An 18311-nucleotide genomic window follows, 5' to 3' on the forward strand; every position below is an offset into this window, starting at 1 on the left:
CTGTGATCCCTGTCGCGCAGCCTCGATATCGACTTAAGGCTCGGACCTTGCGCGCTTCTCTCTCGCCAAGGATATGCTAGGATTTTTCCAGCCTTGCCGCAGGCGGACGATTCTGCGGCGGAGCTGTCATAAAAAACAAAGATCGCAGCCGCCTTGGCTGCACAGGGAGAGAGACGCGATGAAATCGGCTTTCAATCGATCTATTCTTGCGCTCGCAGCGATCCTCGTGGCGGGGGCAACCGGTCAGGCCAAAGCGCAGGACAAGGCTCTGAAGCACTATGAGTCCGGCAACAAGGAATTCTGGACCCATCCGCCGGACGACTGGTTCCTCGGCGACGAGACCCAGACCCAGAAGGGTCTTGCCCCGAAAATGGGCCCGCCGACCGGCTCCTCTGACGCGGAGCTGGCCTCAACAATCAAGAAGATCAAGCTGCCGCCGGGCTTCAAGATTGAGGTGTACGCCTCCGGCGTGCTCGCCGCGCGTCAGATGGCCTGGGGCGACAAGGGCACGCTGTTCGTCGGCTCGTTCGGTCTCGGCAACGTCTACGCCATCACCGACAAGGGCGGCAAGAAAGAGGTCAAGACCATCCTCAAGGGTCTCAATCCGCCGATGCCCACCGGCATCGCGTTCAAGGATGGCGCGCTCTACGTCATTAATGTCAACAAGCTGATCCGCTACGACAACGCCGAAGACAATCTCGACAAGCTCGGCGAAGGCAAGGTGGTCTATGACGACATGCCTTCCTATGCTGCGCACGGCTGGAAGTATCTCGCCGCCGACAAGGATGGCTGGTTCTACGTTCCATTCGGACCGCCCTTCAACATCGGCATTCCGCCGACCAGCGTGTCGCAGATCCGGCGCGTCGATCCCAAGACCGGCAATGCCGAACTGGTCGCGCTTGGCGTCCGCAACAGCGTGGGCGGCGATGTCGATCCGCGTACCGGAAAATACTGGTTCACCGAGAATGCGCGTGACTGGCTGAGCGACGATACGCCGAGCGACAAGCTCAACATGATCTCGCGGCTCGGCGAGCACTTCGGCTATCCGTATTGCCACGAGGGAGACATCCCCGATCCGAAGTTCGCCATGGGCCACAAGTGCTCGGAGTTCACGCCGCCCGTACTCAAGCTCGGCGCGCACGTCGCCCCGCTCGGCATGAAGTTCTATACGGGCAATATGTTCCCGGCCGAGTACAAGAACTCGATTCTGATCGCCGAGCATGGCTCGTGGAACCGGCATAAGTATCAGGGTGCACGCATTGTTCGCGTCACCGCCGATCCGGACGGCAAGAATGCCAAGCAGACGGTGTTCGCCGAAGGCTGGCTCGACGGTGACCAAAGCTTCCACGGCCGTCCTGACGACATCATCCTGAACAAGGATGGATCGATTCTCGTCGCCGACGATTGGGCCGGTGCGATCTATCGCATCAGCTACAGCAAGTAGAAGCTCAACTCCAAAAAGCTGCGGCCGCCTGGCAATGGGCGGCCGCAGATTTTGCTTTCAGCAGTAGATGAAACGGAGCGGTACCGGTGATGCGCCGATTTTTTTTGAGCGTTTTCTGCGCAGCCGCCTGGTCGATTGCCTCAACCGCAAGCTCGCCCGCCGCCGACATGGAGGCCGTGAAGAAGAAGGCCGAACTCTGCGCTACCTGTCACGGTGAGAACGGTATCTCGCAAACGGAAAACGTGCCCTCGCTGGCCGGTCAGCCCGATCAATTCATCCAGTGGCAACTGGTGTTCTTCCGCAGCGGCTCGCGCAAAAGCGAGCAGATGCAGTCAATTGTCGAACAGCTCGACAACCAGGATATTCGCAATTTAGGGGCCTATTTCGCGTCACTCACGCCGCCAAAAGCGACAAAGGATGACAACCCGGACCTTTCGAAAAAGGGTGCGCAGGCGGCGAACGGCCGGCGCTGCGCCAACTGCCATACCGACAGTTTCGCGGGCAAGGGCGCGGTGGCGCGTATCGCCGGCCAGCGCGAGGAATATCTTTTGAAGGCGCTGCACGACTACAAGTCCGGCGCGCGATCCGGCGGCGGCATGGCGGCGATGGCCGATGTCGCCTACCCCTTGAGCGAGGAGGAGATCACCGCACTGGCGCATTATCTGGCGCATTTGTAGGATCTTCTCCCGGCGAATGCCGGGACCCGTAGCCGCAGCTTCATCGAATTCGATGACGCCGGTCGCCGCCTGTAATGGTGCCGGTGGCTGCGGGGCTTTGCATCAAGGACGAGCGCTAAAACAGCGATCACCCGCGCTGGCTCTCATAGGCCTTCAGGTGCGTATAGGCGACCTTGAGTTTTGGCAGGGGTACCTTTGCAGCGTCGCCGCGTGCGATCATATCGCCGACCACGTGATCGGCCTCGGTCCGCGCACCGGCCTTGATATCGCGGAACATTGAGGCGGTGAGTGGAGACCCTTCTGTCATCAGCATTCCGTTGATGCGGCTCAGGAATGCCTCGCGCGGAGTGTAGCCGGCAGCCCTTGCGACAGAAATGCATTCGTCGCGAACGCCCAGGATGAAGTCCCGGCCACCGGGCGCAGCCAAGATATGGCCGACCGGCGCGCGCATCAGGGATGTCGAGCTCGCAAGCGTGGTGAGCAGCACCCACTTCTCCCACATCTCCTGCATGATGTCGTCGCTCGCCTGCGAACCGATGTTGGCCGGAGCAAAATTCGCCGCGATGGCCTGCACTCGATCCGACATGGTCCCGTCGCGCTCACCAAAAGTGAGCGACTGAAACACCGGCGTCAGCTGCACAACGTGACGATTTTCATCGAGCGTCGCGGCAATACCGCACTGGCCGCCGATGACACGCTCCCGACCGAAGCGATCATCGAGGACGTCGAGGTGACGCATCCCATTGAGCAGCGGGAGAATCACCGTCTGTGGTCCAACTGCGGGAGCAAACGATTCGATCGCGTCATCGAGGTCGAACGCCTTACAACTCAACAGCACGACGTCGAACTTTTCCTTGAGCGTGTCGGCCTGCACGGCGGGCGGATTTTCCAGCGTCACGTCTCCATTGGGACTCTTGATGACGAGGCCGTCCCGGGCGAGTTCCGTTGCCCGCTTGGCGCGGACCAAAAACGTCACATCACGGCCGGCCTGCAACAATCGTCCGCCGAAATATCCGCCGATCGCTCCGGCTCCCACGACAAGAATACGCATTGGACGACGTCCTTTTCTTTTTGGCGATGGCGAATGGCGAATAGTAGCAAGTCAATCCGCTATACACCACTCGCGCTCGCCATTGTCCCGTCACCACTTTTCCCCGAACGGGCGAATTTCCAGTTCGAATGTCCAGGCGCTGCGCGGCTGCTGATAAAGCTGCCAATAGGAGGCCGCCACCGAGGCGGGCGGCATCAGCAGATCCGGATTGTTGAGCGCTTCCTTGCCCCAGAGCTGTTCGCGCCGCTGACGCACCCAGGCGGTATCGACGCCGGAATCGATGATCAGATGCGCGACATGGATGTTTTTCGGACCGAGTTCGCGCGCCATGGATTGTGCAACCGCGCGGAGCCCGAACTTGGCGCTGGCAAAGGCGGCAAAGCCGCTGCCGCCGCGCAGGGATGCCGTCGCGCCGGTGAAGAAGATGTTGCCCTGGCCGCGCGGCAGCATCAGGCGTGCCGACTCGCGCCCCGCAAGAAAGCCCGCCCAGCAGGCCATCTCCCAAACTTTGCGGAACACGCGGTCGGTGGTCTCCAGAATCGGAAAATTGACATTGGCGCCGACGTTGAAAATGCTCACCTCAAGCGGAGCGTGCCGGTCAGCCTCGCTGAGGAAGGCCTCGACTTCATTTTCCTTGCGCGCGTCCAGCGCGCGCGCCACGATCGATCCGCCCGCCGCCTCGATGTCGCGCACCAGCGGCTCGAGCTTGGCGCCGTCGCGCCGGCCAGCGAATACGGTGAAGCCTTCTGCGGCGAATTTCCTGGCGATTTCGGCGCCGATATAGTCGCCGGCGCCGATCACGGCCACGGTAGCGTTGCGCCTTTGCATGATTCGTTCTCCGCTCACGTCACCCGTCACTGCGGCGAGGCGAAGCAATCCGGAGACATATGAAGGCCTGGATTGCTTCCCCGCTTTGTTCCTCGCACAGACAAAGATTACCGACCCAACTGCACCATCTCCTCGACGTCGCGCAACTGCTCCTTGCCGAAGAATATCTCATCGCCAACGAAAAACGTCGGTGAGCCGAAGGCGCCGCGCTCGACGGCCGCCTGCGTATTCTCGATCAGCTTCGCTTTCACGTCGGCTTCGATGGCGCGGGCGAACAGCCTCGCTGCATCAAGGCCGGATGCGGTCAGCGCGGCAAGCGCAACTTCCGGGTCGTCCATCTTCTTCGGCTCGACCCACATATGATGAAAGGCGGCGTCGACGTATCGTTCGAAAACGCCTTCGAGTTGGGCGGCGACCGCAGCGCGCATCAAGTTCAGCGTATTGACCGGAAAGAACGGGTTCCAGGTGTAAGGCTTGACCTGAAAGCGCTTCAGGAAGCGTTGTGTCTCAATTGCCTGGAATTCGCGCTTGTTCTTGATGCCGGCTAGCGTCTCGGCCGGAGAGCGATTGTTGGTGGCCTTGAAAATGCCGCCGAGCAGGATCGGCACGTATTCGAATTTCACCCCGATCCGTTTCTCGATTGGAGGGATCGCCTCATGGCTGAGGAATGCGTTGGGGCTGCCGAAATCGAACAAGAATTGCGGAGCTGTCGGACTCATGAGCGCCTCGCGTTGCCGGAACAGGTTGCATTGTGGCGCAGCTGGCGTCCCGCGTCTATCCTGTTATGATGGTTATCATACTTTGGTCAGATCAGCCGCTTGATGGCGCGCTTGCGCCATGCCAGCAGGTAGTAGCCCATTTGCAGCAGGAACATTGCGCTGAACGCGATCGGGTAGGCCGCCCAGATACCGTCGATCCCGATGACCCGGCCGAGCAGGAACGCGGCGGGCACCTCGATTCCGGCGATTGCGAAGATCTGAATCGACAATGGTGCCCATACTGTTCCGCTGGAGCGCATCGCTCCTGAAAATACCAGCGCCATCCCAAACACCACCGAGCTCCACAAGACGATACGGAGCAGCCTCTGGGCGAGTTCAAGAACCGAGGGATCGACGATAAAGAAGCCCATGATGATGCGTGACAGCAGGTAGGCGAGCGCGACCAGGCTGCCGGTCAGGACGAGATTCATGACGAGTCCTGTACGCACGATCGAGCCGATCTGGTTCGAGTGGCCCCTGCCGATCGCCTGCGCACCAAAGATCGAGACCGTGATGGCAATCGACACCGCCGGGAACTGGGCATAGCCCAGGACCTGGTTGACAGCGCCATAGGCGGCGGTCGCTCCGGCGCCGAAGCCGTTGACAAGCCCAAGCAGCACCAATTCCGCCAGCGACATGCTCACCATTCCGGCGGCGGAGGGGATTCCGATATTGAGAACCTTGCGGAGCAGGACTCCGTCGATCCGCATCGCGCGCAGAAATGCGGCGTCGAAGGCCAGGACATGGTGACGGCGTCGAAGGTCCAGAGTCAGCCACAACAGCGTGAACACGCCTGAGACCGCCGAGGCCCATGCCGCGCTGGAAACACCGAGCATTGGCAGACCGAGCCACCCCTTGATCAGAGCAGGTGTTGTCAGAAGGCCCACCCCGGTCGAGATGGCCAGCGCCACCAGCGGCGTCACCGTATCGCCGGTGCCGCGCAGCATCGAAGTCAGCAGAAGGAAGACGAAAGTCAGCGGCATCGAGACCAGCATGATGCGGGAATAAGATTCCGCGGCGTCGAGAATGGCAGGCGGAGTCGCGAGTACGATCAGGAGCTGCCGGCAGAACAGGCCGCCGAAAATCGCGATCATCGCCGAGCCGAGCAGGGCGACCGTCAGCGTCGTCCCCGCCACCGACCGCACCTTGTCCGGTTCGCGTGCCCCCCAGGCCTGCCCGATCAGCACGCTGGCGCCCGCGCCCAGTCCTATGACGAACGAGATGAAGAAGAACATTATCGGAAAGAAAGTGGACACGGCCGCCAATGCGTCCACGCCGATCATCTGACCGAGATAGACGCCGTTGATGGTGCCGAACAGCGATTGCAGGATGTTGGTCAGCATCATCGGCGCGAGGAAGAACAGGAATGTCTTCCAGAGAGGCGTGTGATCAGACACGGGCTTCTCCTTGTGAAGCGGTGTAGCGGATTGGAGATCTGCAACTTGGAGGCTTGAAACTGCAGCAGGTAGAGCGCGATTGATGTCCGATCAGGCGCTTTGAGTATCGGCGCGATCGCTGAAGGCAAGCTTGATGATGTGGTCGCGGACATCCTCGGGCCAACCGGCGATATGTTCGCTGAAACGCCGCCGCTCGCCAGCAAACAACGCGCGTGAGGCCTCCTCGAAGCCGGGCAGATCACCCGCCATCGCCGACATGAAGTGATAGGCCGCGTCCCTTGCCGCACGATGACGATCTCGATCGCCGCTGGTCCGGCGCGCCTCGTCGACGAGTTTTCGCAGGGCCACGGAGGCGCCTCCCGGCTGGTTCGCGAGCCATTCCCAGTGCCGGGGCAACAGCGTCACCTCGCGGGCCACCACTCCGAGTTTGGGACGGCCGCGACCGCGCGGCTCAGCGCTCGCTATTTCCTCGGTGGACGACTCGAAACTCTTGCAGCGAAGGTCGAAGTCGACCGGGCGGCCCGTGGCATCGTCGAAGATCAGGATGGGCCCAGTTGCGGGGCTCTGACCGGCTTTCCTGACAGCGAGCGCAACCTCGGCCAAAGGGCCGGATGCCAACAGCCGTGGTCCGATGAAGGCTGTGAACTGCGGGGTGGGGCTTTGCATCCTGGATCAATCTCGGAAATTGAGAACGGTCGCCAATTTATATCCGGGTAAATTACAAATCAATATTACCCGGATAAAATATTCGAGAGCCTCGATCGTTGAGCGCGTTCGTCATCGCTGACAGCATGGTCCGCTGCTACGAAGTCTCGGTCTGACAAACCGCCAAACCGCTTCGGCACATCTGGGGGTTCACGTGCTTACGGTCCATCACCTCAACAATTCCCGATCGCAGCGGGTGCTGTGGCTTCTGGAAGAACTAAACGTCGGCTACGACATTGTGCGCTATCAGCGTCAGCCGGACATGCGGGCGCCGGCCGAGCTCCGCGCCATTCACCCGCTTGGAAAATCGCCCGTCATCACCGACGGCGGAAAAACGATCGCGGAGTCCGGCGCGATCGCCGAATACCTCGTCGGCAGTTACGGCAACGGACGGCTGATCCCGCCGCCCGATACGCCGGAGCGTTTGCGCTATACTTATTGGCTGCACTATGCCGAAGGCTCGGCCATGCCGCCGTTGCTGATGAAGCTGCTGTTCACGATCATGCCGCGGCGCTCGCCCGCCTTGCTTCGTCCGCTGGTACGCAAGGTCTGCAATCAGGCGCTTCTGGCCATCGTCAATCCGCAGCTCAAGCTGCACATGGCGTTCTGGGAAAGCGAGCTCGCCAAGAGCGAGTGGTTCGCGGGCGAAGCCTTCACCGCCGCCGACATCCAGATGAGCTTTCCGCTGGAGGCGGCGGCAGCGCGCGGCGGCCTCGAGCAGGGCCATCCCAAGGCGATGGCATTTCTGGAGCGCATCCACGCGCGGCCCGCCTACCAGCGCGCGCTGGAAAGAGGCGGACCCTACGCAGTCGGCAAGTAAGCAGATTATTGTCCTTCGGCTTCGCCGCAGGCGCGGACTGCCGAGGGCTTAATGCCTGAAGTGGCGCACCCCCGTGAACACCATGGCGATGTTGTGGGCGTCGGCGGCTTCGATGACCTCGTTGTCCCGCACCGAGCCGCCGGGCTGGATCACCGCGGTGGCGCCCGCTTCAATGCAGGCCAGCATGCCGTCGGCAAACGGGAAGAAGGCGTCGGAAGCGACGACCGATCCTTTGGTCAACGGCTCGGCGAGCTTTAGCTCGCGCGCGGCGTCCTCTGCCTTTCGCGCGGCGATGCGCGCCGAATCCACCCGGCTCATCTGGCCCGCACCGATGCCGACGGTGGCGAGATCCTTCGCATAGATGATCGTGTTCGACTTGACGTGCTTGACCACGCGGAAAGCGAACATCAGATCGCGCATCTCCGCTTCGGTCGGCGCCCGTTTGGTCGCAACCTTCAGCACCATGTCGTCGATCACGGCGTTGTCGCGGCTCTGCACCAGCAAACCGCCCGCGACCGTCTTTGCTGTCAGCCCGCTGGCCCGGGGATCGGGCAGTCCGCCGGTCAGAAGCAGCCGAAGATTGCGGCGCTTGGCGACCACGGCGATGGCGTCATCGGTTGCGCCGGGTGCGATGATGACCTCGGTGAAGATCTCGGTGACGGCCTTCGCCGTCTCCACGTCCAACGTGCGGTTCAGCGCGATAATGCCGCCATAGGCCGAGGTCGAGTCGCAGGCAAGCGCGCGGCGGTAAGCTGTGGCGAGATCGGAGCCCTCGGCAACGCCGCAAGGGTTGGCGTGCTTGACGATGACGCAGGCCGCGGTGCGTCTTGGATCAAATTCGGCGACGCATTCAAACGCCGCATCGGTGTCGTTGATGTTGTTGTAGGAAAGCTCCTTGCCCTGCAACTGGAGCAACGTCGAGACGCCGGGCCGCCTTTCGGGCAGGCGATAGAATGCCGCCTTCTGATGCGGATTTTCGCCGTACCGTAGCGACTGAATCAGGCGACCGCCGAAGGCGCGGAAATCCGGCGCTTCAATATTGATTTCGGAAGCGAACCAATTGGAGATCGCCGCATCGTAGGCGGCCGTCCGCGCATAGGCCTTTGCTGCCAGACGCCGTCGCAAGTGCAGTGTGGTTGCGCCCTGATGGGCCTTGAGTTCATCAAGAATGGCCTGATAATCGCCGGCATCGACAACGACAACAACATCGTTGTGGTTTTTCGCCGCGGCGCGGATCATCGCGGGTCCGCCAATATCGATGTTCTCGATGCACTCTTCGAAATTGCCGCCTTTATCGACGGTGGCTTCAAACGGATAGAGGTTGACGACCAGCAGATCGATTGGTGCGATATCATGCGCCTTCATCGCGCCGGCGTGATCGGCTTTGTTGCGGATGGCGAGCAGACCGCCGTGCACTTTCGGATGCAGCGTCTTGACGCGCCCATCCATCATCTCCGGAAATCCGGTCAGCTCTGAGACGTCCTTGACCTTCAAGCCGGCTTCCGCGATTGCTTTCGCGGTCCCGCCGGTCGAAACGAGCTCGACGCCCTGGAGAGCGAGCGAGCGCGCGAATTCGAGCAGGCCTGATTTGTCGGAAACAGAGAGCAGAGCGCGGGTAACGCGGCGTAGTTGATCGGTCATGGGCAAAATCCTTCGTTCAGGAGTGCTGATGCCCAGGCGCACGGCAGAAATTCCCGCGCTTCCCGATGGTGCTCCATCCAAAGTCGCCAGTCGCGCGAGCGAGCGCTGAGTAGCAGCTTTCAGTGTCCTTCACAACGGTAAGATAGAGCGTCGCCAAATAGCCGTACTCTCACGCCCAGCGAAGGAATCTTATTGGCACCCTTGCGCAAGTAACAATCAAGGCGCTCTCAAAGCGGCAGTTCCGGTTCGTGGCGCGCACCGCGTCTTGCTGAGGTTGCCGATGGCGAGGCAGTCGAGCGCACGAAGCTCCAGCGAACGGACGGCGCACGGTGTGACTCCTGGCGGATCACGATCTGGGAGGTGCGGCGCGGCCCGTCATTGCCGGCCAGAAATACGCTGTCTTCAAGGTCGACCCTGTCGTCGAGCGCCTCAAAGATCCAGACATCGCGGTTGGGCAGCACCAGCATCACGCCTCTGGCGTCGCTGAGACGACTTGCCTTCACCGCGGGGTGAAGATGAAAGCGCAGCGCATAATCGGTTTCACTGACCTTGCTTCGACCGTTGGACGCCAGAACCAGGCTATCTTCGCCATCGAGCCGCGTGCCGTCCGGTGCGAGCATCAGCGTCCGGCGGTGAATCACGCCGAACCGGTTGAGGTAGCCGTCATGCGAAGCCGTCAGCAGCACGCCATTGGCCACGGCTTCGCGATAGCTTTCGACCTCCGTCGGCCCGCTGACGATCGGCGCGCCCTGCAACAGCCGCTTCATCGCCGAAAACTCCACGAACTGGCACGACGATGTGTCGTGGTAGGTCAGCGTCGAATGGGCCGCCGTGCCTCGGGCAAAGCTCCGCCAATTGTCGCGGCCGGTGGACGGCATACCGCAATTGGTGACGAGCCGGCTCGTGCCTGAGGAGAGCTCAAACGAAAGGCATCCGGCATGCGCGTCCTGGCTGACGCTTGGCGGAGGCGCTGGCCCGGTGTCGATGATCAGGACGGTGTTGCCGGCGTCGAGCCGCTGAAACCCGGTGTGCGACATGTTCGACATCGGCACGCCATGGGTGTCGTCATAGGCCAGCAAGGTCGCCAGCACGTCAGAAGGCGTGCTGCTCATCCCGTTGAACAATGCGAAACTGCCGTCACCGTGCCTGAAGAAGCGCAGCATCGGCATCATGCGGTCGATGGCGTTCAACAAGGCCGGCGGCGGCGCGATGTTGCGCGCGGCGAAGGTCTGCCGCAGTGGTAGGAGATCGGTCAAAAGCTCGATCAGCGCGCCGGGGTTGCGCGAGATATGTCCGCCGTCGGGCAGGATTTGCCGTTGCAACTCCTCCGAAAGCTTGCGCGCGGCGGTGCGGATGTGGCGCGCCTGATTAGCCAGGCACAGCGAGGCGTAACAGAGCGCGATCAATACCTGGAGCCGCGGCACGCCATCGGCGATGTCGATCGTAGCGGAGCGTAGGTAACGGATTTCGCGCGAAAGCCCACGCAAATAGCGCCGATAGAATTTGCCGTCGGTATCGCCGAGGACCAACGGCGCCTGCGACAAGAGCGAGACGACGCGCCGGGCCAGCACGTCGGGACGGCGCGCCATCGGTCGTTTGTAGTTCGGGTTCGACAGCCAGTCATCGACCAGCGCGCGGGCGTTGGCGCGGGTCAGCGCGGTATCAGCGGCGCGCAAATGGCGAAGCCATCCGAAGCCGAGGAGCGCGACCTCCCAATCCTCCGATGGCGGCTCGAGCTCGAAAATCGAGCGGCCGTGGCAGGTGACGATTTTACCCGCGAAGACGAAGCGGCCAGCGTAGATTTCGGCCGCGCGCGTTGCGTCCGCCGTGCGCAGATCATGCGGGGCAATGATGAGGCGATCGGTCCGGCTTGGCCATATTGAGGACAATGCCGCCGAGCCGCTGCTTGCCCGCGCCATCAGGTTGCGCGCAACGCGGCCGAGAATCAGCGTCGAGATACGTTTGCGTTGTGACACGCCCTGCCTTGGCTGGGAGGATTCTTTCCGGCTCCTTTTAATCCGGAAATGCAGCCAAAACACCACCTTGAAACGGTCCGAATCAGCGCGGCAGGCGCAAAAACCGGTGCAAAATCAGGATTTAGCCGACAATGCCGTTTAATTCCGCCGCACGAGCCTTGCCGCGTAAAACCCGTCCAGCCCGCCAAGCCTCGGATCGGCATGCGGCAGGTGACAGGGCAGGGTACGCAGATCGCCGTCTCGGTTAAGGATTTCGCTCAGGCCCGCGACCTCGCTCGCAGCGATCGGAACGCGCTGCATCGCAGATTCGGACTTCAGCAATTCCGATATCGCCTGCTCACCTTCTTCCGGCTCGAGCGAACAGGTGCAATAGATGAGCGTTCCTCCGGGTCTGAGCGCCGCGACGGCGCGTTGCAGCAGCCGCTTCTGGGCGGCCGCAAGTGGCGCAATGTCGGACTCCTGACGCAGCCAGCCGATGTCGGGATGACGCCGGATCGTTCCGGTCGAGGTGCAGGGGGCGTCGAGCAAGATGCCGTCGAAACCCGCGCCCTGGCTCTGGCCGAGCCACTCGGCGCCGTCGGCCACCACGAATTCAGCACTGAGCGACAGCCGAGTCAGGTTGTCGCGGAGCCGCGCCATGCGGGCGGGCGAGCGGTCGACCGCGGTGACCTGCGCACCGGCGTGAACGAGTTGCGCGGTCTTGCCGCCTGGGGCGGCGCAGAGGTCGACGATTTGCTTGTTCTTGATGTCACCGAACAGCCGAGCCGGCAGGGCAGCGGCCGCGTCCTGCACCCACCATTGGCCCTCGGCGAAGCCCGGCAACGTCGTCACCGAGCCTTGCAGTAGCGTGCGGACCGAGCCGGTCGGCAGCGTTTCGCCATGCAGCCGTGTCGCCCATTGTGCCGGATTGGACTTCACCGTGATATCGAACGAGGGCTCCTGCCCGATTGCAATCGCGATGTCGCGCGCAATCGTCTCGCCGTAATGGGCCGACCAGCGCGCGAGCAGCCATGGCGCAACGTCAAGATTTCTCGATTTTACCTCGTCAATCAGCGGCTGGCCCTCCCGCGCGCAGCGCCGCAGCACGGCGTTGACGAGGCCGGCATATTTCGCCGCACGACGATCCGACTGGACGAGCCGCACCGACAAATCGACCGCGGCATGGTCGGGCACGTCCATCCAGAGAATTTGCGCGGCGCCAATCAGCAGCGCGCTCTGCACGCGGGGTGCGTCGGTGGGAATGCCGCGATCAAGAAGCCGTGAAAGAACATGGCCAAGCGTACCCAGCCGCCGCAGGATCGTTGCGACCAGGCGCCGCATCAGCGCGCGGTCGCGGTCGGAAAGACTTTTCAGTCCGGGATGCGCGGCCGCGCCATCGAGTTGTTCGTCAAGCGTGCGGTGCTTGTGGAGGACGCCATCGAGAATGTCGGCTGCGATCCGCCGCGCGGCGAGGCCAGGCGCTTCAGTGGGCAGAGCGAATCGTTGCGGGGGCATGGAGCGGGTACATCTTGTATTTGGGTGCAGCAATCCGGACGTCAGCCGGTGGCGGTTGGCAGTTGCTGCGGAGAAGGGACGGGAATGCTGGACCACCGGCAGCAGGAATCGCTTTGCCATGAGAATATGCCAATTATAAGAATCCGACGTATGACTTCGAGGTGAGCAGCCATGACGGAACAGACATCGCAGCCAGAGCGGCGCGCATCCATTAGCGAAAGCAAGCTGCCGCCCGCTGCCCAACGCGCGCTGGCGGAAGCCGAAGCGCGGCGGAATGCTGCCGCGCTTGAAGCAAAGTCGCTGCCGAAGGAGTTTCAAGGGCCGAAGGGACCCGAGCCGACGCGATACGGCGACTGGGAGAGCAAGGGCATCGCCTCAGACTTTTGAGGCGGCGACTCCCAATCGCAGGCGTGTTCCGCCGCCGCGATCAGCGCGTTACCACCACCGGGGTGCCGACCGAAACCCGGTCATAGAGGTCGGTGATGTCGGGGTTGAGCATCCGGATGCAGCCATAGGAGACGAAGCCGCCGACCGACCCCGGCCTGTTGGTGCCATGGATGGCGTAATCGCCGCCTTCCAGCGTCATTGCCGCAACCCCCATCGGATTATGCGGCGAGCCACCGGGAATGACATCGGGAAGACTCGGAATGTCGTGCTTGACTTCGGCCGGCGGAGACCAGGCCGGGTTGCGGTACTTGCCGCTGATCCGCGTGGTGCCGGACCATTGCTTGCCGTTTTTGCCGACGCCGACCGGATAACGAACGGCGTGGCCGGAATCGAGGATGAGATAGAGGTGGCGTTCGTTTGTTTTGACCACGATCGTTCCCGGGGAGTATTCGCTGCTCACGTCGACCATCTCGGGATGTGCCTGGACGCCATTGCTCGCCAGAAGCCCCATGCCGATGGTGGCCGCCGCCACCGTCATCCTCAAAGACATTGTCCGCTCCAATATGGCCCGCTCGAATACCGAGGAACAGCGAGACCAGCCCCGCGCGACCGGCCCTTACTTCGCATATTAACCGCGTCCATTAACCCGGCGTTGTGCACGGACGTCGCGGCACGCAGTTTCGAGGGGGAAGCAAAGAAAATGTCGGAAATAAAGTAAATGACCGGAAAACCACAGTGCTTGAGGAAACGTCCGTCGGCGCCGACCTTCGAATGACAAACGCGTGAAACGAGCGCCGTCGGCCCTGTAATCTGAGCGCGCAAGAAACCGCCCGCTCTGTCTCTTCGTTGATCGCCGCCCCAACATTTCCCGAACGACGAAGGATGCATTTGTGCCCGGCGATGCGTCGGCAGCGCGGCCTATGAAGGACGCGCTGCAAATCGTCAGGCGCACTGGTTTTGCGGTTCCGCTTACGCCGTGGTTCGCTTGTTCTGCCGGTTCCTGACGAGGTCGTCGACCACGGCCGGATCGGCCAGCGTCGAGGTGTCGCCGAGGCTGCCCGGATCGTCCTCGGCGATCTTGCGCAGGATGCGGCGCATGATCTTGCCCGAGCGTGTCTTCGGCAGACCCGGCGCGAACTGGATCTGGTCGGGCGAGGCAATCGGTCCGATCTCCTTGCGCACCCAGGTCACCAGTTCCTTGCGCAACTCTTCGGTCGGCTCGGTGCCCGCCATCAGCGTGACATAGGCATAGATGCCCTGGCCCTTGATGTCGTGTGGATAGCCGACCACGGCCGCCTCGGAGACCAGCACGTGCGCCACCAGCGCGCTTTCGACCTCGGCGGTGCCCATGCGGTGGCCGGAGACGTTGATGACGTCGTCAACGCGGCCGGTGATCCAGTAATAGCCGTCGGCATCGCGCCGGCAGCCATCGCCGGTGAAATACTTGTTCTTGTAGGTCGAGAAATAAGTCTGCTCGAAGCGGGCGTGATCGCCATACACGGTGCGCATTTGGCCAGGCCATGACTTTACGATGCACAGGTTGCCTGTCGCCTCGCCTTCCAGCACCTTGCCGTCGGCGTCGACGATCTGCGGCACCACGCCGAAGAACGGCCGCGTCGCCGAGCCCGGTTTCAGCTTGGTTGCGCCGGGGAGCGGCGTGATCAGGATGCCGCCGGTCTCGGTCTGCCACCAGGTATCGACGATCGGGCAGCGGCCGTCGCCGACGACGCGGTGATACCATTCCCAGGCTTCCGGATTGATCGGCTCGCCGACCGAGCCGAGCAGGCGAAGCGAGGCGCGCGAGGTCTTCTTCACCGGGGCGTCGCCGCCCTGCATCAGCGCGCGGATTGCCGTCGGTGCGGTGTAGAAGATGTTGACCTTGTGCTTGTCGATGACCTGCCAGAATCGCGAATTATCCGGGTAATTCGGCACACCTTCGAACATCAGCGTGGTCGCGCCGTTCGCGAGCGGCCCATAGAGAATGTAGCTGTGGCCGGTGACCCAGCCGACGTCGGCAGTGCACCAGTAGATGTCGCCGTCGTGATAATCGAAGACATATTGGTGCGTCATCGCGGCAAAGACGAGGTACCCGCCGGAGGTGTGCAGCACGCCCTTGGGCTGGCCGGTCGAGCCGGAGGTGTAGAGGATGAACAGCGGGTCCTCCGCGTGCATGTGCTCGCACGGACATTCGGTGGTCACCATCTCGGCGGCTTCGTGGTACCAGAAGTCGCGCGACGGATTCATGTCGACCTTGGCGCCGGTGCGCTTGACCACCACGACCCAGTCGACGCCGCCGGTCTTGGCGATCGCCGCATCGACATTGGCCTTCAGCGGAACCTTCTTGCCGCCGCGCAGGCCCTCGTCGGCCGTGATCACGACCTTGGACTGGCAGTCGTTGATGCGTTGCGCCAGGCTGTCCGGCGAGAAGCCGGCAAACACCACCGAGTGAATGGCGCCGATCCGCGCGCAGGCGAGCATCGCGTAGGCTGCTTCCGGGATCATCGGCAGATAGATCGTGACGCGGTCGCCCTTCTGCACATTGCGCGTTCGCAGGATGTTGGCGAACTTGCAGACCTCGTCATGGAGTTGCCTGTAAGTGATGTGTCTGGACTCGGAAGGGTCGTCGCCTTCCCAGATGATCGCCGTCTGGTTGCCGCGCTTTTCCAGATGGCGGTCGATACAGTTCCAGGCGACGTTGAGCACGCCGTCCTCGAACCACTTGATCGAGATGTGGCCGGGCTCAAAGGAGGTATTTTCGACCTTCGTGAAGGGCTTCATCCAGTCGATGCGTTTGGCGTGTTCGGCCCAGAAGCCGTTGGGATCCTTGACCGAGCGCGCGTACATTTCCTGGTACTTGGCATCATCCACCCAGGCGCGCTTCGCCCAATCCGCCGGTACGTCGTAAATCTTCTCGGACATTTGATCCCTCCACTCCCGATGGCGGCCCGCGAACGCCGAAAGGCTGCCGTCTTGATCGTTGCGAATGATTATGCGCCCGCGCCAACGACGCCGACAAGCGCAACGATTACGACCTTCGGCGGGCTCGTCCGTTGCGCCGGATCAACTTCCAGCAGGGGCTGCGCGGGCCCCCGGAACTGACGCCGTTTGCCCTGGGACTTAAGACCGCAGGGCAGGGCTGCATCGCCTTCCAAAGGTATTTAGTGACCAGTCCACAAAAGGCCGGGACTAGCCCTCGCGGCCAATACCCCCTAAATGGCCAGTTCGAGGCCGAAATGCCCTTTTTGGCATCCGGTCCCGGGCCGGAACAAACAGAATCAACCGGCATTAGCAGGGTAAGCGTTGGAGTAAGGCGTCTAAAGCAATGACGGATCAGCAGAATTTCGAGACTGCGCGGCTGGATGTGGCCGGTCCGGAGATAGCTTTGGCCAAGGCGCTGGGACAGTGGCCGAAACCGCGGCCGTCCAAGCCGCGGAGGCGAGCCCAAAAGGCGGCCGCGGCGACCGCGCCGTCCGTCGAGATCCTGGCGCGGGAACTGGGCCTCACCCTCGGCGAACAGACCCAGCTCACCATCCGTCGCGTCAAGCGGGGCAAGACTTATTCCTTCGTGCGCGCCAACGGCTCGCATATCCGCGATGCCAAAACCATCCGCCGCCTGCATGCGATGGCGGTGCCGCCGGCCTATCAGAACGTGCGCTATTCGCCTGATCCGAATTCGCATTTGCAGGCTGTAGGGCGCGACGCTGCCGGCCGGCTGCAGTACCGCTATCACGCCGACTGGGAGAAGGTCCGCGAGCACCGCAAGGCGCATCGCCTCGCCAAGCTTGTCGGCGCGCTTCCAAAGATCCGCCGCCACGTCTCGATGCATCTTGCCGGCGACGAGCCCACCCGCGAGTTCGCGCTCTCGGCGGTAATCGAACTGATCGCGCGCACCGCGATCCGACCGGGCAACGAGACCTACGCGCGGATGAACGGCACCCGGGGCGCCACCACGCTTTTGAAATCCAACGTGACGCTGGAGGACGACGCGTTCGTGCTCTCCTTCAAGGCCAAAGGCGGCAAGGCCGTGCGCAAGGAATGCGACGCGGCCAAGCTCGTGCGCGCCATTCCGATTTTGCGCACGCTGCCCGGCCGGCGCCTGTTCCAGTATCGCGATGCGTCGGGCACGGTGCGCACCGTTTCTACGACGAGCGTGAATGCCTTCCTGCGCGAGATCGCCGGCATCAAGATTTCGCTGAAGGATTTCCGCACGCTGATGGCCTCCGCCGTGGTGCTGGAATCGCTGTCGCGGGTCTCGCCGGCGTCGAGCCAGCACGGCCGCAAGCGCCAGGTGCTCGAGGCGATCCGCGCTGCCGCCGACCAGCTTTCCAACACGCCCGCGATCTGTCGCAAGAGCTACGTCCATGACACCATCGTCACTGCGTTCGAGGACGGCATTCTGGAGCGCTTTGCCGCGACCATGAAGGGTTACCGCACCCAGAAGAAACGCGAGCAACTTCTGGCGCAGGTGGTGCTAGCGGCTGCGGCGTAAGCGGTTCGTTCAATCTCCGCATCTCCACACTCCTGCTCGTTCCGGAGCACGCGAAGCGCGAATGATGGTGCGCTGTTGCGCACCTAAGAATCCATTCGTCCACACGTTCTGCGGTGTGATGGATTGCGGCTCGATGCTTCGCATCGCCCCGGAATGACGGAATCCTTCAGGCACATCTCCGCGTTCCCGCGGCTTCCTTCACCCGAGTCCTGCAAAATCGTTTTGCCCTCTTGCAGAGGGCGCAGGGAATGCCGGGCGCTTCAACGCACCCGCAGCCTCGTGTCAAAAGAAAACACGAGGTCGTCACTGCAGGTTCGCCGAAAACGTTCCGGCATTCCCCGCGCGGCTGGTTTACGGCTTATGGCGCGCTCTCCCTGGTGAGCCGGGCTTTCTTGCCACCATCCCTGCTGCGATGCGAAGCATCGTCTCCAGGTTAACGCCAGCGTCGGGGCGTCAGGACCACACGCTTTCGCCGTCCGCTTGCTGGCGCATTCGTCCCTTGCGCCACAAGCGTCCATCGCATCCCGCGCCCAGCGTTAAGTGACGATCGCGAAACGCCCCTCTGTTTCAGAGCGCGGGACGCGCAGAGAGTTGCCAGTGATTTGCCCGACGCCACAAGCGAAAAGTGAGTGCGGCAGATTGGA

At 62.4% G+C, this 18311-nt stretch carries 15 protein-coding genes and 1 riboswitch; of the genes, 5 read left to right on the plus strand and 10 right to left on the minus strand.

Annotated elements, in window-relative coordinates:
- Positions 1 to 178 precede the first annotated feature (178 nt).
- Together NEZ08_RS10885 and NEZ08_RS10890 are read left to right on the plus strand one after the other, a co-directional pair.
- Positions 179 to 1444 (plus strand): PQQ-dependent sugar dehydrogenase, encoded by a 1266-nt coding sequence (locus NEZ08_RS10885; RefSeq protein ID WP_298106707.1) that lies wholly within the window; start codon positions 179 to 181, stop codon positions 1442 to 1444.
- 89 nt (positions 1445 to 1533) lie between these two features.
- Positions 1534 to 2121 carry a c-type cytochrome gene (locus tag NEZ08_RS10890; RefSeq protein ID WP_298106737.1) on the plus strand — a complete coding sequence of 196 codons (588 nt, stop codon included), beginning with the start codon at positions 1534 to 1536 and terminating at the stop codon, positions 2119 to 2121.
- Between the two features lie 127 nt (positions 2122 to 2248).
- On the opposite strand, the gene panE is transcribed toward NEZ08_RS10890, so the two are convergent.
- The 5 genes from panE to NEZ08_RS10915 form a co-directional block, all read right to left on the minus strand.
- Entirely contained in the window at positions 2249 to 3172 is a 924-nt protein-coding gene (panE, locus tag NEZ08_RS10895) for a 2-dehydropantoate 2-reductase (RefSeq protein ID WP_298106709.1), read from the minus strand.
- Between the two features lie 90 nt (positions 3173 to 3262).
- Positions 3263 to 4000 carry an SDR family oxidoreductase gene (locus NEZ08_RS10900; RefSeq protein WP_298106710.1) on the minus strand — a complete coding sequence of 246 codons (738 nt, stop codon included), beginning with the start codon at positions 3998 to 4000 and terminating at the stop codon, positions 3263 to 3265.
- 107 nt (positions 4001 to 4107) lie between these two features.
- On the minus strand, positions 4108 to 4719 hold the full coding sequence (locus tag NEZ08_RS10905) for a 2-hydroxychromene-2-carboxylate isomerase (protein ID WP_298106712.1): 612 nt from the start codon (positions 4717 to 4719) through the stop codon (positions 4108 to 4110).
- A gap of 86 nt (positions 4720 to 4805) precedes the next feature.
- Positions 4806 to 6155: an MATE family efflux transporter gene (locus NEZ08_RS10910; RefSeq protein WP_298106714.1), complete on the minus strand. Its 1350-nt coding sequence runs from the start codon at positions 6153 to 6155 to the stop codon at positions 4806 to 4808.
- 90 nt (positions 6156 to 6245) lie between these two features.
- The gene (locus NEZ08_RS10915; RefSeq protein ID WP_298106716.1) at positions 6246 to 6821 is read right to left on the minus strand and encodes a DUF2239 family protein; all 576 of its coding nucleotides are present in this window, start codon (positions 6819 to 6821) and stop codon (positions 6246 to 6248) included.
- A 193-nt stretch (positions 6822 to 7014) separates the two neighbouring features.
- Between NEZ08_RS10915 and NEZ08_RS10920 the strand changes: the two genes are divergently transcribed.
- Complete coding sequence (locus NEZ08_RS10920) at positions 7015 to 7680, plus strand: glutathione S-transferase (protein ID WP_298106718.1); 666 nt, start codon at positions 7015 to 7017, stop codon at positions 7678 to 7680.
- Positions 7681 to 7728: 48 nt separating this feature from the next.
- Here NEZ08_RS10920 and purH read toward each other — a convergent pair whose 3' ends face one another.
- From purH to NEZ08_RS10935, 3 genes are all read right to left on the minus strand, one after another.
- Positions 7729 to 9321, minus strand: a complete 1593-nt coding sequence (gene purH, locus NEZ08_RS10925; RefSeq protein WP_298106720.1) for a bifunctional phosphoribosylaminoimidazolecarboxamide formyltransferase/IMP cyclohydrolase — start codon at positions 9319 to 9321, stop codon at positions 7729 to 7731.
- A gap of 23 nt (positions 9322 to 9344) precedes the next feature.
- Positions 9345 to 9425, minus strand: a riboswitch (ZMP/ZTP riboswitch).
- Between the two features lie 123 nt (positions 9426 to 9548).
- Positions 9549 to 11240, minus strand: coding sequence for a heparinase II/III family protein (locus NEZ08_RS10930; protein ID WP_298106739.1), 1692 nt, complete (start codon positions 11238 to 11240; stop codon positions 9549 to 9551).
- Between the two features lie 195 nt (positions 11241 to 11435).
- A complete protein-coding gene (locus tag NEZ08_RS10935; RefSeq protein ID WP_298106722.1) occupies positions 11436 to 12791 on the minus strand; it encodes a transcription antitermination factor NusB in 1356 nt (451 codons plus the stop codon).
- Between the two features lie 171 nt (positions 12792 to 12962).
- On the opposite strand from NEZ08_RS10935, the gene NEZ08_RS10940 reads away from it, so the two are divergent.
- Positions 12963 to 13178: a DUF1674 domain-containing protein gene (locus NEZ08_RS10940; RefSeq protein ID WP_298106724.1), complete on the plus strand. Its 216-nt coding sequence runs from the start codon at positions 12963 to 12965 to the stop codon at positions 13176 to 13178.
- A gap of 40 nt (positions 13179 to 13218) precedes the next feature.
- Here NEZ08_RS10940 and NEZ08_RS10945 read toward each other — a convergent pair whose 3' ends face one another.
- Both NEZ08_RS10945 and acs read right to left on the minus strand, forming a co-directional pair.
- Positions 13219 to 13728: a L,D-transpeptidase gene (locus tag NEZ08_RS10945; RefSeq protein WP_298106725.1), complete on the minus strand. Its 510-nt coding sequence runs from the start codon at positions 13726 to 13728 to the stop codon at positions 13219 to 13221.
- 419 nt (positions 13729 to 14147) lie between these two features.
- Positions 14148 to 16097 carry an acetate--CoA ligase gene (gene acs, locus NEZ08_RS10950; RefSeq protein WP_298106727.1) on the minus strand — a complete coding sequence of 650 codons (1950 nt, stop codon included), beginning with the start codon at positions 16095 to 16097 and terminating at the stop codon, positions 14148 to 14150.
- A gap of 403 nt (positions 16098 to 16500) precedes the next feature.
- Here acs and NEZ08_RS10955 point away from each other — a divergent pair, with 403 nt between their 5' ends.
- Complete coding sequence (locus NEZ08_RS10955) at positions 16501 to 17667, plus strand: DNA topoisomerase IB (protein ID WP_298106728.1); 1167 nt, start codon at positions 16501 to 16503, stop codon at positions 17665 to 17667.
- The last annotated feature ends 644 nt before the right edge of the window (positions 17668 to 18311 follow it).

The organism is Bradyrhizobium sp. (genome assembly GCF_027451485.1).
In the GTDB taxonomy this organism is placed as follows: Bacteria; Pseudomonadota; Alphaproteobacteria; order Rhizobiales; family Xanthobacteraceae; genus Bradyrhizobium.